This window comes from Gilliamella sp. B3022 (assembly GCF_028751545.1).
Lineage (GTDB): Bacteria > Pseudomonadota > Gammaproteobacteria > Enterobacterales > Orbaceae > Gilliamella.
The window spans coordinates 2,395,265-2,413,081 of record NZ_CP071867.1; the positions used below are offsets into that span (position 1 = coordinate 2,395,265).

The following is a 17,817-nucleotide window of genomic DNA, read 5'->3' on the forward strand; positions in this document are numbered from 1 at the left end:
ACTAACGAGAAAGCAGAAATGGAAAATATAAATATAAATGGTAATTATTCAGATCATAATGGGAATCTGGTTTTTGCGCCTAAAAATTTAAATAATGTTACAGTGAATTTTGTTGGCGGAAATAATAAATTAATCATCGCAGAGTCAAGTAAAATTCGTAATATTAATTTTGATTTTCCATCACATAATGCGGTTGTTATGATTGGCGAAAATGGAAATTTATCAGGACAAATAAGAGCTGGTTATTCTTGTCATATTAACATTGGCGATAATGTAACTTCGACGAATAAAATATATATAACATCAGCAGAAAAAACGAAAATTGTAGTAGGGGATGACTGCATGTTTGCTACCGGTAATCAAATTCGTTCGGATGATGCTCATGCAATTTATGATGTTAATACGGGTGACCGAATAAATCCATCAAAAGATATTATTATAGGTGAACACGTATGGTTCGCTTTTAATTCTGTAGTTTTATCTGGAAGTCAAATTGGTGAAGGTTCCGTTATTGGTTTTGCAAGTGTTGTAAAAGGAAAATACCCAAACAATTGTGTAATTGTTGGTACTCCGGCCAAAACAACAAAAAAAGACATTGCTTGGGAAAGACAAAATATAATGTTGACCGAACCTTGGATTAGGACACATGCAAATCAAATAAAAGCACAAAAAAATTATTGGAATAAAACTATTAAAAATAAACCGATATATGTCGGTCAAGGAGTATTCCACAATATCTATAGACACTCACCGGTGAAAGATTCGATTGATGAAACAAAATGTCAACATTATGTTGAGTTATATAACATTTTTCTAAAAAATAATAGAATCTATTTAATTGGTATCGCTGCAATTATTGGAGTGCCTTGTCCTGATTATATGCCTTCTATAAAAAATTTTTTATTATTCAGTACAGAGAATTCATCTTATCAAAAACAGTTAGCAAAATATTCGGATCCAAATATTAGTCGGAAACTATTTAATGGAGATTATATCAGCTATGATAAGGCTGGAATGTTTACATTCAAAAATGAAGGTTTATTGATTGATGATATTCCTGATGGTGTCTATAAACTCGGAGTGAAGTCAACTTATAACGAAGTAGAATATTACAGTGATCTCAAAATTGAAAATATGAAAGAGTCTGTTTATGAAGATTCAAAAACTCTCTTGAAGTTATATCGTATTCAAAATTATGTTTATTTTGAGAAAGTAAGTATAAAGTTAAAATAAGTTATTTGTTATGAGTAAAATCAATAAATTTGTAAAACATCCAGGTATATTTTTTAGAGACTATTTTTTAAATAAATATCCTTTATCATTTGATGAACAAGGTCATAACGTTATCAATGAAAATATCTTAATTACAGATGATTTCAGGTTGTATAATATTCTTGAAAATCAAAGTTCAGAAATTATTGATGTGGTTATTACATGGGTTAATAATAATGACCCAAGTTGGATTAAAAAACTAAATTTTCATAAAGATCTTAATAAAAATCACCTTAATCAGTTTTCCATTGATAGTTCAAGGTTTGAAAATCATGGGGAGTTATATTATGTAATAAAAAGCATTGAATCTTATATACCTTGGGTAAATTCAATATTTTTAGTGACAGATAATCAAATTCCAGAATTTCCTTTATCTGATAAAGTTAAAATAATTGACCATAAGCAAATAATAAATCATAGATATCTTCCTACATTTAACTCTCATGTTATTGAAGCTCACTTACATAATATCCCTGATTTATCAGAAAATTTTATTTACTTTAATGATGATGTTTTTATTGCCAGAAAACTACCTAAAACACATTTTCTTAGTGGTAATAATTTATCATCGTTGTTTTTAAATAGAAAAAATTTGGATCAGATGATCAAAAAAGGTGTTAATACTCCAACTTTATCTGCTAGTTTGAACTCTCGTAATTTGCTATTAAAGAAATATAACAAGAAAATAAACAATCCGTTAGCTCATACTTATGTCCCTTTAAAAAAATCATACTTTGAATTAGCTTGGTCATTGTTTAGAAATGAAATTAATGGATTTCTTCCTAATCAATTTAGGAATGAAAATGATCTGAATTTAGCAACATTTCTAGTTCCTTGGATAATGTATTTTGAGGGTAAATCTAAATTGTCACGTGATATTTGTTACTATTTTAATGTTCGTTCAACAACAGCAAAAACTAATTATACTTTTCTTAGTAATAAATTTAAGTCATTACCTCACTCATTTTGTGCAAATGATTTTTCAGCTAAAAATATTAATGAAAAAGACTACAAAGATAATTTGATAAAGTTTTTGAGTAGATTTTATATTTAATTCAATAACAACAGATTAAAATTGTTCACTTTAATCTACTAAATTCATGATTTATAAGGTCTTAAAAGATTATGTCAATAATAAAAAAATGGAATAAATTGAGAAAGAATCCTAAGCTTTTTTTTACAGATATGTATGAAAAAAGACAGAATTATATTTTAAAGCATTCCCCATCAATAAAATACAAAACGGAACAAAAATTTACTGTAGTATCGGCAGTTTATGGTGTTGAGAGATATTTGAATGACTATTTTGAAAGTTTAGTTAATCAAACTATTGGATTTGAAGATCATATTCATCTAATTTTAGTCGATGATGACTCTAAAGATAATTCTGCACAAATCATCAAAAAATGGCAAAAAAAATATCCAAATAACATTACTTATATTCATAAAGAAAATGGAGGACAAGCATCAGCACGTAATTTCGGTATGGATTATGTAAAAACCAAATGGGTTAGTTTCATGGATCCTGATGATTTTGTAAGTTTAGATTATTATGAAGAAATTGCAAAAGTAATGGATAAAAATCCGGAAGATACGGGCATGGTTTGTTGTAACTTCATATTTTATAATGAAAATGTAGATCAATACAGTGATACCCATCCACTAAAATATCGTTTTGCAAATGGAATTAAATATAACTCCAATTTTGATTTCGGTAAAAACATTGTAATGGCTGTTAATTCAGGAATATTTCTTACACAAGTCATTCTTGAAAACGATTTATTTTTTGATACAAGACTAAAACCTTCATTTGAAGATGCGCGTTTTGCTTCCGAATATATATACTATATTAAATCATTAAAAGTAGCTTTTTTGCCATCTGCAAAATATTATTATAGGAAAAGAGAAGACAATTCCTCAACTTTAGATACCTCTTGGAATGATAAACGTAAATTTTTAGATGCTATCGAGCGCGGTCCAATATTTGTTTTGGAGTTTTATAAAGAAAGATTAGAACAAATTCCAGAATTCATTCAACGACAAGCTTTATATGATTTTGCTTGGATTTGTAAACGTTTAATTAATAATCCCAATCCATTAAATATCCTTAGTGAGGATGAAAAAATTAAGTTCTATGAAAATGCTGAAACGGTTTTATCTTATATAGATAAAGAAGTCATATTGGGTTTTGATTTAGCGGGTATTTGGTTTTTGTTTAAAGTAGGGATATTGGGAACTTTCAAAGGGATAACTGAGATAAATCAGATTGCCTATATCGAAAGATATGATCCAGCAAAAAAAGAGATACTTATTTCATATCATAGTTATAATGATAGTGATATTGCTATATTATTTGATAATAATGATACAATACCTAAATATCAGAAAAAGAAAAAACACACATTTGGTGATAGATATTTTGTAACAACATATAAACTATGGGTCCCTTTACCTGAAAACTTTAATAAGTTTGAAATTAAATTTAATGGTGTTCATTCAAAAATTTTCATCAAAGGAACTTTTTTTTATACTGGTGTTTCTCATGAAAAAATGATGGAACATTTAGCTAAATTTGCTCAAACTAATAAGCGAGAACATTGGATTTTAATGGACAGAGACTCTGCGGCTGACGATAATGCAGAGCATTTGTATCGATATATTCGATCTGAACATCCAAATCGAGACATTTACTATGTATTATCAAACAAATCTCATGATTGGGATCGTTTGAAAAAAGATAATTTTAATTTGTTAAACTTTGGCTCATTTGAACATAAAAAATTATTAAAAACGGCATCAAAAGTAGTCAGTAGCCATATTGATAAATATGTTAATGATTATTTCTCTGATGGGTCAATGTTAAATCAACAATTTGTGTTCTTACAACATGGTGTCATTAAAGACGATTTATCAAATTGGATTAATACCAAGAAAAATGTTAGTTTGATGCTTACTAGTACGGAGCCTGAATTTAATTCAATTGCATTTGACGATAAATATTTTTTAACAAATAAAGAAGTAAAATTAACAGGATTACCAAGACATGATGCATTATTTTTTCAAAAAGATAAATTTGCATCAGAGCAAAAAATAATCTTAATAATGCCTACTTGGCGCGATTCTATTTTACCTAAAGCAAAAACAGATCGTTCAGAACGCGATAAAAATCCTAATTTTATGTTAACTGACTATGCTATACATTGGAAAAGTTTCATACATAGTGAAGAGTTAAAAAGAATAACAAATGATGGAGTAAAAGTTATTTTTGCCCTTCATAAAAACATAGAACCGTATTTGGATGAATTTAATATACCTTCATATATAGAGCAATGGCGTTCTGAAAACTGTAGCATTCAAGAATTATTTTTGAAATCAACACTTCTTATAACTGACTATTCATCTATAGCCTTCGAAATGGCATATTTAGAAAAACAAATTATATACTATCAATTTGATGAAAATGAGTTTTTTTCAGGAAAACATACTTTTTCGAAAGGTTATTTTGATTATAGACAGCACGGTTTTGGTCCTGTTGTTACGAAGGAAGAAGATTTGAATCGCGCTTTAAATGATATTGTTAAGAATGATTTTGCGATCAAAGAACCCTATTTTTCAAGAATTAAAACAGTTTATCCATACAGAGATGGAAAATGTTGTGAAAGGACTTTTGAAGCAATTGAAGATTTGGATAAACCTTATGATATGCCAGAAGAAGTAAATGTTTCAATATTAACTGATTTTCTACTAAGAGCATACCAAGAACAAAACTGGCCAATAGCTATACAACGTGCAATACAATTATTATCCATTGATAAAACACAAGAAGAGCTAGCTTATCTTATTTTAGCAGAAGCAACTTACTATCAGAGAAACCCTTCATTATTCCCAGTTAATATCAGCAATATCAAAAATCACAAAGTGTTGGCATTTCTTTTTATGGGACGAGAACAATGGTATCAAGCTTATGATAGTTGGAATAAAGTGAATGAAAACTCAAGTGTTAAGCTTTTTTATCAGTTAATTTGTTGTCAGCACTTACCCAATAAAGATCATATTGTTAAGGTTCAAAATGAGTTTTTGCTACATTCTGATTATGATAAAGAAATGTCACTATTAATTAATTCTTTAATATCAGCATATAATAAAGATTGGAATACGGCGATAGACCAATTAAATATTTTACTGAAAAGTAATGTAAATGAATATTTTCTGAAAAAATTCTTTCCTGAATTAATACTGGCAGATGTATATAGAAAAAATAATGAGCCTGAAAAATGTCAAACGCAATTAGTTAATTTTGAAAAACACAAAACGTATAATTTTGAATTCGAATTGCAAAAAATTAAATTATACATTATTAAGAAAGATTATTCTGGTATATCTTCTCATTTAAAGAAAACATTTAATAATAATTATATGATTATTCCTATTTCAGCCTTAAATATTTACATTGAAGCATTGCAAATGTCTGCAAATTGGGAAGAAATAATAGCCTTTTCTCAGGTATTATTAAAAAAAGAGGGAAATTGGAAAATTATTGCACAACAAATGTTAGCAGAAGCAGGTTATCGAAAATATCAAATTTCTCTATTTTTTAATAATGTTAAAGTAAGATTTGAAGATATTAAAGATAATAAAACTAAAGCGTTTATTTTGATGACTCAAGAAAAATGGGAAGGAGCTTTTCAATGTTGGGAAAAAATTACTAATAAAAAAGCAATAGATCTCTTTTATCAATTAACTTGTTGCTATTATCTCCACAGTTCGACATATGCAATGAAAATTAAATCTGCCTTTTTAGAAAAAGGCTTATTTGAGCAAAATGAATTAGATATATTAAATGTGCTCGTGAAAATGACACAACAAAATTGGGGTGGGGCTATTATGCAGCTTAATCCCTTAATAAATTCTAATACAAATAAATATTTTTTGAAGAAATATATATTACAACTGATTTTAGCTGATATTTTTCGTAATATAGGGCAATATGAAAAATCGAATAAATTATTAGACGATTTTGAAAAACATACACCTAATAATACACAATGCCATATACAAATGGTTAAAGTTGCTCTTGCTCAGAAAAATTACAAAAAAGTGGTTAATTTATTGAATGAGATATTTGGTAACAATTATCAATTAATGCCACCATCTGTTTTGGCTGATTACATTCAAGGCTTAACAATGTTTGTAAGTAATGAAATGGCAAATCTAGATAAAATTGTTAAATTTTCTAAGAAAAAATAAAAGTTATTAAGTTGACAACCTTATTAAGGATATCAAGGTTGTCAATTAAGAACTAAATAATTTATCCTTTAACTTGAGGTTTTAATGAGTTAAGCTTTTCATTAAAGCATCGAACAATATGCATTTCCATTCCAACTAATTGTTTAGTTGTTAGCGGTTTTTCCATACAAAAAATCTCAAACCCATCTATTTTTGATGCGTAATCAAGCCATAAATTTCGATACAAATACATATGACTTCCATTATTAAAAATAAACCATTTGATTATATTTTTTTCAAGTTTTCTCCAAGGTTTAAATTTTGTAATAAAATGGATATTTTTAGTATCAAACTCAAAGTTATCATTACTTTCTCGTGTGGATAGTACTCGATGATTATATGTCTCAGGGATTTTCTTGAATTTTCCTTTTGTACTTTCAATGACTAATGCGAATGCAATTTGTTCTAATAATTTTGCATTAGGTGATTCTCTTTTGAGTAGTAAGTAAGCATCAGATAGTTTTTCAAATATTTTTTGTTCAGTATAATTTTTATTATTAAAACCAAGAAAACCTACATTCATGTAGTCGATAGTTTGCCCTGAAATTATATTATCGTCTATTAATTTCTTAATGGTTTCTTTTTCAATATTCTCTTTTTCTAAATTTACTTTATTCGTCCAACCAGAAAAAAACACATCACGAGGTTCTATTTCATCTAATATATATTTACCTACACAAAGAATATCATAATCAACTTTATAGGAGTAAGTATAACCTAATTCACCAAGATAAATAGGTAATGCATAATTATAAAAAATATCGATAGGCCAATGATTTTCAATCATCATCGAAAATTTTTCTTCAATACCAAATTTTCTTAACTCTTTAGTATCAATAAAATTTATAGAATGCTTACTTAATGTTTGCTGCATGTAAGGTGTCAATTTACTTCCATCAAAACACATGAACATATCGAAAATATCATTGTTGTATTCTTTAATACTTTCTAAAGCTACTAGAGCGGGAAAATAAATATTCTCATCGCCCGCTATAAATATTGCCTGTTTTTTCATTTTTTTCCCTAAATAATTATCTAAAAATCCTTTAACCAGGAAAAGGCTAAAATTAGAACTTTATATAATATAGTATAAATTTTATTTTATAAAATATTTTCATTATTAAAGAATAATAGGTGAATCATTAGTTATACTAGGCAGAGTAGGTGAACAAAATAAAATTATATTTAATTCTAAAATATGAGGATGAATTATTATAAAAGTGCTTTGCAAATTAAACGTATATAAGCAAATATTATAGGAATGATTTTACTCAAACGTATAGGTTTCTGAAACTTCTTGACAAGGATTATTAAATTAATTATAACGTTTGAATATTACCAGTTAGCCAGTCATCTTAAGTTGTATTTTTAAAAAGAGTCATTAATGCTAAATCCCAAAAGTATCAACAATAAATTAGAACTTCTCAGTCCAGCCAAAAATATCGAAATTGCAAAACAGGCCATCTTACATGGTGCAGATGCCGTCTATATAGGTGGACCAAATTTTGGGGCTAGACATAATGCAGGTAATTCCGTTAGTGATCTTGCAAAATTAGTTGAATTTGCTCATCAATATTATGTCAAAATTTTTGTTACATTAAATACTATACTGCATGATAACGAATTGGAATTAGCAAGGAACCTAATTTGGCAATTGTATGATGCTGGTATTGATGCTTTAATTGTCCAAGATATGGGCATATTAAATATGGATATTCCGCCTATTGATTTACACGCGAGTACGCAAATGGATATTCGTACCCCTGAAAAAGCAAAATTCCTTTCTGATGTTGGTTTCTCTCAAATTGTATTGGCTCGAGAACTTAATTTAACTGAAATTGCTAATATTAATCAGCATACTGATGCAAATATTGAGTTTTTCATTCATGGTGCATTATGTGTTGCTTTTTCTGGTCAATGTTATATTTCTCATGCTCAAACTGGACGAAGTGCAAATCGAGGTGATTGTTCACAATCTTGTAGATTACCTTATACCTTAAAAGATGATAAAGGTCGAATAGTTGCCTATCAAAAACATTTATTATCTATGAAAGACAATAATCAATCCGAAAATCTAATTGAGCTAATTCAAGCTGGAATAAGATCATTTAAAATTGAAGGGAGATATAAAGACGTGAGTTATGTTAAAAATATAACCGCATTTTATCGGCAAAAATTAGATCAAATTCTAGCTCAATCATCAGAATTGCTTCCAGCTTCAAGTGGTCGGGTTGAACACTTTTTTACACCCGATCCTAATCGAACCTTTCATAGAGGAAGCACAGATTATTTCATTCATGGCAGACACCCCGATATATTAGCCATAGATTCGCCCAAATACCTGGGAGAGCAAATTGGCGAAATCACGAAAGTGACCTCAAAAACTTTGGATATTAAAAGCGAACACACATTAAGTAATGGTGATGGACTTAATGTACTGATCCAACGTGATATTATCGGATTCAGAGCGGACAAAGTTGAAAAGATATCCGGAAATCACTACCGCATTTATCCTAATGAGGTACCTAAACACCTTTATTCTGTTAAATTTCCGCATGCAGTTAATCGAAATTTGGATCATTTATGGCAACAAAGTTTATTAAAAGATTCCAGTAAACGATGTGTTGGCGTTTCATTTGAACTCGAAAACAGTATTGATGGAATTAGATTAAAAGCAAGAAGCGAAGAGGGCATGAGTGTTGAATTAACACTCAACGGCCATTTTGAACCCGCTACTCAGCCAGATAAAATGCTAAAGAATATTCAAGAAAATTTATCTAAACTGGGCAATACGCTGTATTATCTTTCTGATCTAAAAATGAAATTATCGACAGTATATTTTATTCCCAACAGTCAACTTAATCAGTTAAGGCGGGAAGTTATTAGCAGACTTACGGTGGAAAGATTAACCAATTATAAACGCAAGGTGCGTAGACCAGAAATAAGTCCAACCGCAATTTATCCAGAGACACAACTGAATTTTTTGGCTAATGTTTATAATCACAAAGCGCGGGAATTCTATAAACAGCATGGAGTTGAATTGATTGAAAGTGCTTATGAAGCCCATGAAGTGAAAAATGATGCTCCATTAATGATAACCAAGCATTGCTTAAGATTTGCGTTTAATTTATGTCCAAAGCAAGCTAAAGGGATCCAAGGTGTGAAAACTAAAGTAACCCCTATGAAACTTGTGCAAAATAATGAAGAATTATTATTGAAATTTAATTGCAAAGCTTGTGAAATGCAGATTTGGGGAAAAATAAAAAAACACATATTAAAAATGCCATTACCTGGTAGTGATATTATTTTGGTTGTCAAAAGTTAAAATTCTATTTATCAAACGGATTTTAAAGGTTAAGACATCATGTAATGGAGGCTATTAAAAATTAGATAAATTGGTCAAAATAAATCATATTTAACATAATATACATTATACGAACCAATTTAAACTAAATAAATTTAAAGCAGTTGTAGCATTTTTGACTAGTGCTGAATATATTAAAACGTTTGAAATATCATTACATACCATACTTTTAAGATTTTAAAAAATATCATTCTTTTTTAACATATTTTTTTTTGTTAATTTTAATTGTTATGGAATATATGCATAATACAGAATGTAAAGTATAAAATGTACAAAAGTTATTCATATAATTTTTCCGAATTATTGATAAAAACGATGATGTAGTATTTTTAATAAAAAGAGGCATTTTATAAATAATGCAAATGAATACAATTTCTGAAAGTTTAAAAAATTATGGAATAGTTATTATAATGAACCCTCAAGATAACTCCTTAGACTTATTGTCTCAAATTGATGTGACTAAGCGATCACAAATTTTGAGTATAAATTCATTATTTAAAATGGTCATAAAGTTCTAAACATAATAATGTCAGAATCAAAAATCTTCTTTATATATAATACGTAGAAATAAATAAGTATAGTAAGAAAGATATGTTGAAAAGAATGAATTTTTTAAAATCTTAAAAGTATGTATGTAATGATATTTCAAACGTTTTAATATATCAGCACTAGTCAAAAATGCTACAACTGCTTTAAATTTATTTAGTTTAAATTGGTTCGTATAATGTATATTATGTTAAATATGATTTATTTTGACCAATTTATCTAATTTTTAATAGCCTCCATTACATGATGTCTTAACCTTTAAAATCCGTTTGATAAATAGAATTTTAACTTTTGACAACCAAAATAATATCACTACCAGGTAATGGCATTTTTAATATGTGTTTTTTTATTTTTCCCCAAATCTGCATTTCACAAGCTTTGCAATTAAATTTCAATAATAATTCTTCATTATTTTGCACAAGTTTCATAGGGGTTACTTTAGTTTTCACACCTTGGATCCCTTTAGCTTGCTTTGGACATAAATTAAACGCAAATCTTAAGCAATGCTTGGTTATCATTAATGGAGCATCATTTTTCACTTCATGGGCTTCATAAGCACTTTCAATCAATTCAACTCCATGCTGTTTATAGAATTCCCGCGCTTTGTGATTATAAACATTAGCCAAAAAATTCAGTTGTGTCTCTGGATAAATTGCGGTTGGACTTATTTCTGGTCTACGCACCTTGCGTTTATAATTGGTTAATCTTTCCACCGTAAGTCTGCTAATAACTTCCCGCCTTAACTGATTAAGTTGACTGTTGGGAATAAAATATACTGTCGATAATTTCATTTTTAGATCAGAAAGATAATACAGCGTATTGCCCAGTTTAGATAAATTTTCTTGAATATTCTTTAGCATTTTATCTGGCTGAGTAGCGGGTTCAAAATGGCCGTTGAGTGTTAATTCAACACTCATGCCCTCTTCGCTTCTTGCTTTTAATCTAATTCCATCAATACTGTTTTCGAGTTCAAATGAAACGCCAACACATCGTTTACTGGAATCTTTTAATAAACTTTGTTGCCATAAATGATCCAAATTTCGATTAACTGCATGCGGAAATTTAACAGAATAAAGGTGTTTAGGTACCTCATTAGGATAAATGCGGTAGTGATTTCCGGATATCTTTTCAACTTTGTCCGCTCTGAATCCGATAATATCACGTTGGATCAGTACATTAAGTCCATCACCATTACTTAATGTGTGTTCGCTTTTAATATCCAAAGTTTTTGAGGTCACTTTCGTGATTTCGCCAATTTGCTCTCCCAGGTATTTGGGCGAATCTATGGCTAATATATCGGGGTGTCTGCTTGTTATTTATGTCGAATTGATATAGTTATTTATGGTATTTACAAATCATTATTAGCATATTACCTTCGAAAGGGTTATGATAAAATTATATGAAATATAAAAGTTTTTTATATTTCTAAAAGATATTAGATTATTTTTGTAAATAAGAAAATAATGTCTAACCACTCTATGTTTTTTTATTATAGAATACATTGTTCTTATCAACTAATGGATTAACACTTTTAGAAAAAATGCAAAATAAATATAAGTCATTACGATCAAAAAGTTATTCTGTTCCATGTGAATTGTGCAGTACCGGGTCACTCTGTATCCCAATGTTACTCAATAATACTCTGCATACAGTTTTAGATCGTAAAAAGTCTTATATAAAAGATGAGATCTTGATTCACGAAAATACATCCTTCAAAAAATTTTTCATCATTCATTCAGGTGCATTAAAAACCTACATCACTACTTCAAATGGTAATGAACAAATTAATGGTTTCTATCTACCAGGAGATATTGTCGGATTAGATTCTATAGCAACAAGAGTTTATAACTATACGGTTAAAGCATTAAATAATGTTGCAATATGCGAACTGCATTATGATGAATTAATGTCTTTAGTTGATACAAATAAAACTGTAAGAGATATGATTTTTAAATTACTAAGCAATGATATTTACAATTATCAAAAATTAGTTTTATGTTATTCGCAAAAAAAGGCTGATGAACGTCTAGCTTATTTTATTTATTCTCTTTATAAACGTTATGAAAAACGTGGTCACACGTCATTGAATATAAAGTTATCTATGAGCAGAACCGATATTGCCAATTATTTGGGATTAACCATTGAAACAGTTAGCCGAATTTTAACAAAATTTCAGGAGCTTGATGTTTTATCTGTAAAAGGAAAATATATTTTTATCAAAAATTTAAATGCTTTAATTGTTTTGGGAAAGTAATTTATTTCGTGATAAAATATCAATAAAGTTAATTCTAAGGTTAATCAAATATGATAAGTTTCAAGAAAACTCTTATTGTTGCAGCTATCGTTGCATGTCCAATGAGTTCATTTGCAGCTCAACAATTAAATGAAGAACAAGCCAAGAACCTTCAATCTTTTAAACAAATTACTGTACGCGGTGCTTTTTATACCGACAATGATTATGTTATAGCTATGTCAAAAGCAGCTGATAAAGAAGGTGCTTCTGCATTTTATATAACTACCACTAATATCAGTCCTTCAAATGATACACTACGAATTGTTTACGCTAAATTATATAAATCAAATGCGCCTAAGGCTACTGAGACAACTGAAAGCTTTCGTAAATTTGAAGGTGTATATGAATATCCAAAATCGAAGGCTATTCGTTTAGAACCTTTTAATATCGTTCGTATACGTGGGTACTTTCCCAGCGAAATTGATGTAAATCAAGCTGTTGCAAAAGAAGCGTTAGTAAAAGGTGCCTATGCTTTTTATATTGATTCACGTTCTGAATTAGGAAGCAACATTCAAGTTGCTGCTTATTTGTTTAAAAAAGATGCCCCAGAACGTAAACTTCAACCAGAAAATGCCATTCCTTATGATTCTGAAGCTGGTCAAATTGCACTCGCTCAAGGCGGTGAAACTGCGATGCAAGTTGAAAAACCGGGTTATTACTCACCCTCTGCATTTAATGAAAAATTTTATGCAAACAAATTTAATAACAAAGTTAAAGTAATCGATCAATCCACTACAAAAATTACACAAACAAAAGTACCTGTTACTGTAAATCCTGAAGTTGAAGCTGAGCCACAACGTGTGAAACGTTACACCGTAACACTTCCTGATGGAAGAAAAATTCAAGAATTGAATGATGCTACTGCTGCAAAAATGGTTGCTTTTGATACCATTAAATTCCGCGGATATTATGTAACAGATCAGGAAATTTCTTATCAAGCAGGTAAAAGAGCGATTGAAAATGGAGCTAAATTTTATCATATTGCTCGAATAGCTCATGATGCAAAAGGACCTAATATCACTGTATTTATAGATCTTTATAAGTAGAGTTTTTAAGATGGGCGTATTTATATACGCCCTACTTTCTTTTTTTCTTCTCATTGAGTTTTCAAATCTTAAATAAATATTCTGAAACTCATAATTCAGATTTTATAATTTCGATCTGCTGTTTTACGCGTTTAGGAGATATTGGATACGGTGTGCCTAATTGTTGAGCGAATAAATTTACTCTTAACTCTTCAATCATCCAACGTATATTGATGACACTATCTTTAGATCTGGAAATTTGTGGCAAACTGTTAACCCATTTTTCATATTGATTTTCAACTTCCTCAATAATATTCATCGACTGTCTATCTTTCGTTACATTAACCATTAATTTTTCAATTCTTTTTTCAATTGCCAGTAAATAACGATAAATATCGGCGATTCGTTTATAACCTGAATCTGCGACAAATCCTTTATAAACTAATTTACTAAGTTGTTTTTTTATGTCGGATAATGCAAAAGCTAATGATAGATCAACACGACCTTTCAATTTTTTATTAACGTTATAGTATAAAGTCAAAATGCCTTCTATTTGTTTAGCAATATCTATAACCATTTCATTGATATTCGTCTTAGTATAATTAAGCAATTTTTGATACTGTTGTTGATTTTGAATATTTTGATTATATTTATCTATCAATTCATCAACCGCACAAGCAATACAATCGTCAATCAACATTAATACGCTACCAAATGAGTTGAAGTAAAGTCCTAATTTAGATTTATTGGGTAATTTTTCATGTAGATATTTGATTGGTGATGGAATATTTAACATTAGCAACCGTCTGAGTCCCAATTGATTTAATTTTTGCTGTTCTTCTTGATTATCAATCAATTCGATACTGACGGAATTTTGATGATCAATAATTGCCGGATAGGCTTTGACTGTATAATTTTTCTGTTTTTCTTCATAAATTGAAGGCAATGTACCAAAATTCCAATCAGTGATACCACTTTGCTCAATAGGTACTATTTTTTTGGTTGTTAAAGAAGTTAAAGCTTTTTGAACATCATTTTTTAGCTGTTCTTTCAATAAAACTAAATTTTTACCGGATGCAATTTCTTCATTATCATGAATAATGCTAAATGTCATTTTTAAATAATCCGGAACCTGATCCAAATGCCAATCTTCAGATGTGATTTTTACCCCAGTCATTTTACGAAATTCATTTTCTAAACGTTCAAGAAGCGGTTGGTCCATCGTCTTTATTCTTTCCAAAAACGCTTCAGCATAATTTGGTGCAGGAACAAGATTACGACGTAATGATTTAGGTAATGATTTAATTAAGGCAATAATTAGATCTTTTCTAAATCCAGGAACTTGCCAATCAAATCCTCTATTTTTTATTTGATTTAGTAGATCAAGAGGAATTTTAATTGTGACACCGTCACGATTATGACCAATATCAAATTGATAACTTAGTGCAAATTTAAAATTATCTTGATACCAGAAATCAGGGAAATCATTTAGATTAACCAATTGTGCTGTTTGCTTAATCAGCATATCCCTTTCTATATTAAGATAATTAGGTTGTGATTTTTGTTTTTGTTTCCACCAATTATCAAAATATTTTGCTGAAATCACCGAGTTATCAATACGTTTATCATAAAAATCGTAAAGCTCATCGTCATCAATTAAAATATCTTGTCGACGAGATTTATGTTCGAGATCTTCAACTTCCCTGATTAATTGCTGATTTTGTCTATAAAACTTGTGATTAGTTAACCAATCACCTTCAACTAGTGCATGCCTAATAAATAAAGCACGACTCAAAACTGGATCAATTTTGCTATAATTGACAATCCTACTAGCAACAATTGGTAAACCAAACAAAGTAACTTTTTCATTGGCTATTGTGGTACCCTGCTTTTTAGACCATCTTGGTTCACTGTAACTATATTTAACCAAATGTTTGGCTATTGGCTCAATCCATTCAGCTTCAATTTTGGCAGCGGTTCTCCCCCATAATCTACTTGTTTCAACCAATTCGCTCACAATACACCATTTCGGCTGACTTTTAAAAAGTGCAGAATTGGGAAAAATTGAAAACTTAATATTACGAGCACCGATATATTCACGTTTTTCACTTTCTTTCATTCCAATATGAGATAATAAACCGCTCAATAAGGAAGTATGTAATGAAATGTAATCAGCAGCTTTGCTGTTTATTGGAAAAGCTAATTGTTTAATAGTTTGTCTGATTTGCGTATAAACATCTTGCCATTCGCGAATACGAAGATAGTTTAAAAACTCTTTTTGACATAATCGTCTAAATTGATTGCCAGATAATAGATTTTGCTGTTCTTTAATGTAATCCCATAAATGAATAAAAGATAGAAAGTCTGATTCTTTATGTGCAAAACGTCTGTGTTTTTCATCAGAAGCTTGTTGCTTATCAAATGGCCTTTCTCTAGGATCTTGAATAGACAAGGCAGCTGTAATGATCATGATTTCTTTCGTACACCCTAACCTTCGTGCCTCTACAAGCATTTTGGCCAATCTTGGATCAATAGGTAATTGAGCTAAAATTCTACCACTTTCAGTTAAATGATAGTGATGATGCTTGGTGTAAATAGCACCGAGTTCTTCTAATAATCGAATACCATCACGAATATATCTGGAATCAGGCGCCTCTACAAAAGGAAAAGCGGCAATATTGCCTAAGCCTAATGAAGTCATTTGTAAAATTACCGAAGCTAAATTGGTACGTAATATTTCGGGATCGGTAAATTCTGGTCGTGATAAAAAATCATTTTCATCATATAGACGGATACAAATACCATCCGATGTACGACCACAACGACCTTTTCGTTGGTTTGCTGAAGCTTGAGATATTCGTTCAATTGGCAATCGTTGGACTTTAGTTCGATAGCTGTAGCGACTAATTCTAGCTAAACCAGGATCGATTACATACTTAATTCCCGGTACGGTTAATGATGTTTCTGCAACATTGGTTGCAAGAACAATTCGTCGTTTTGAGTGTAACTGAAAGATGCGATTTTGTTCTGTTGCAGATAATCTTGCATATAAAGGTAGAATGTCGGTATGACGCAAATCTAATTTATTCAGTATATCAGCAACATCTCGAATCTCCCGTTCACCCGTCAGAAAAATCAGAATATCGCCAAAGCTTTCTGCTGAGAGTTCTTCAATAGCGTCAATAATAGGTTGGAAATCATTATTTGTATCATCTTCTTCATTTAATATTGGCGGACGATATCTTACTTCAACAGGATAAGTTCGCCCAGAAACTTCAATTATTGGGGCTTGATTAAAGTGATTAGAAAATCGTTCTACATCAATAGTTGCTGATGTGATTATTACTTTTAAATCGGGGCGTTTAGGTAGTAATTGTTTTAGATAACCTAAGATAAAATCAATATTTAAACTACGTTCATGAGCTTCATCAATAATAATAGTGTCATATTGTAATAGTAGCTTATCTTTTTGGATTTCAGCAAGTAATATACCATCAGTCATTAATTTTATTAATGTTGTTTCGCTTACCTGGTCTGAAAATCTAACTTTATACCCAACTAACTGACCTATTTCTGTTTTCAATTCTTCTGCAATACGATTGGCAACAGAGCGAGCAGCTAATCGTCTAGGTTGAGTATGGCCAATGTATCCTTTTATTCCTAAACCTAGCTCTAAACAAATTTTGGGAATTTGCGTTGTTTTACCTGAACCTGTTTCACCAGCAATAATAACAATTTGATGATTTTTTATAGCATCATAAATTGCCTGTTTTTTTTCAGCTACAGGTAAATTATCCGGATAATTGATTTTATTCGGTAAGGACGACCTTCTAGCTTGGTAATGTAGATTTGCCGCTTGTATTGCCGAATTAATATCAGTCTCATTGTGATCTTTCTTTGATAGTTTTAAAAGCTTGTATTTATCTAAGAAAGTCATTGATTCTAAATATTTTTCTTGCTGTTGAGATAACATAGAGAGTAAAATGTTTTATTGATAATCAAAATTGGGGTCAATTATAGCAAATTAAACC

The 17,817-nt window shown here is 29.8% G+C and carries 9 protein-coding genes; 6 read left to right on the forward strand and 3 right to left on the reverse strand.

The window, feature by feature from the left end:
- Positions 1 to 18: 18 nt before the first annotated feature.
- The 3 genes from J4T76_RS10890 (at position 19) to J4T76_RS10900 (ending at position 6,519) form a co-directional block, all read left to right on the forward strand.
- A complete protein-coding gene (locus tag J4T76_RS10890; RefSeq protein ID WP_267341697.1) occupies positions 19 to 1,233 on the forward strand; it encodes an acyltransferase in 1,215 nt (404 codons plus the stop codon).
- Between the two features lie 10 nt (positions 1,234 to 1,243).
- On the forward strand, positions 1,244 to 2,326 hold the full coding sequence (locus J4T76_RS10895) for a stealth family protein (RefSeq protein ID WP_267341696.1): 1,083 nt from the start codon (positions 1,244 to 1,246) through the stop codon (positions 2,324 to 2,326).
- 71 nt (positions 2,327 to 2,397) lie between these two features.
- Entirely contained in the window at positions 2,398 to 6,519 is a 4,122-nt protein-coding gene (locus tag J4T76_RS10900; RefSeq protein ID WP_267356184.1) for a bifunctional glycosyltransferase/CDP-glycerol:glycerophosphate glycerophosphotransferase, read from the forward strand.
- A gap of 61 nt (positions 6,520 to 6,580) precedes the next feature.
- On the opposite strand, the gene J4T76_RS10905 is transcribed toward J4T76_RS10900, so the two are convergent.
- On the reverse strand, positions 6,581 to 7,573 hold the full coding sequence (locus tag J4T76_RS10905; protein WP_267341693.1) for a glycosyltransferase: 993 nt from the start codon (positions 7,571 to 7,573) through the stop codon (positions 6,581 to 6,583).
- A gap of 369 nt (positions 7,574 to 7,942) precedes the next feature.
- Between J4T76_RS10905 and J4T76_RS10910 the strand changes: the two genes are divergently transcribed.
- Positions 7,943 to 9,883 (forward strand): peptidase U32 family protein, encoded by a 1,941-nt coding sequence (locus tag J4T76_RS10910; protein ID WP_274460476.1) that lies wholly within the window; start codon positions 7,943 to 7,945, stop codon positions 9,881 to 9,883.
- 869 nt (positions 9,884 to 10,752) lie between these two features.
- Here the strand turns inward: J4T76_RS10910 and J4T76_RS10915 are convergent.
- Positions 10,753 to 11,706 (reverse strand): DUF3656 domain-containing protein, encoded by a 954-nt coding sequence (locus J4T76_RS10915; RefSeq protein WP_274460477.1) that lies wholly within the window; start codon positions 11,704 to 11,706, stop codon positions 10,753 to 10,755.
- Between the two features lie 302 nt (positions 11,707 to 12,008).
- Here J4T76_RS10915 and J4T76_RS10920 point away from each other — a divergent pair, with 302 nt between their 5' ends.
- Entirely contained in the window at positions 12,009 to 12,722 is a 714-nt protein-coding gene (locus tag J4T76_RS10920; protein WP_267342013.1) for a helix-turn-helix domain-containing protein, read from the forward strand.
- Positions 12,723 to 12,772: 50 nt separating this feature from the next.
- Positions 12,773 to 13,807 (forward strand): YdgH/BhsA/McbA-like domain containing protein, encoded by a 1,035-nt coding sequence (locus J4T76_RS10925; RefSeq protein ID WP_267342015.1) that lies wholly within the window; start codon positions 12,773 to 12,775, stop codon positions 13,805 to 13,807.
- 88 nt (positions 13,808 to 13,895) lie between these two features.
- Here the strand turns inward: J4T76_RS10925 and hrpA are convergent, their stop codons facing one another.
- On the reverse strand, positions 13,896 to 17,759 hold the full coding sequence (gene hrpA / locus J4T76_RS10930) for an ATP-dependent RNA helicase HrpA (protein ID WP_267355835.1): 3,864 nt from the start codon (positions 17,757 to 17,759) through the stop codon (positions 13,896 to 13,898).
- Positions 17,760 to 17,817 lie beyond the last annotated feature (58 nt).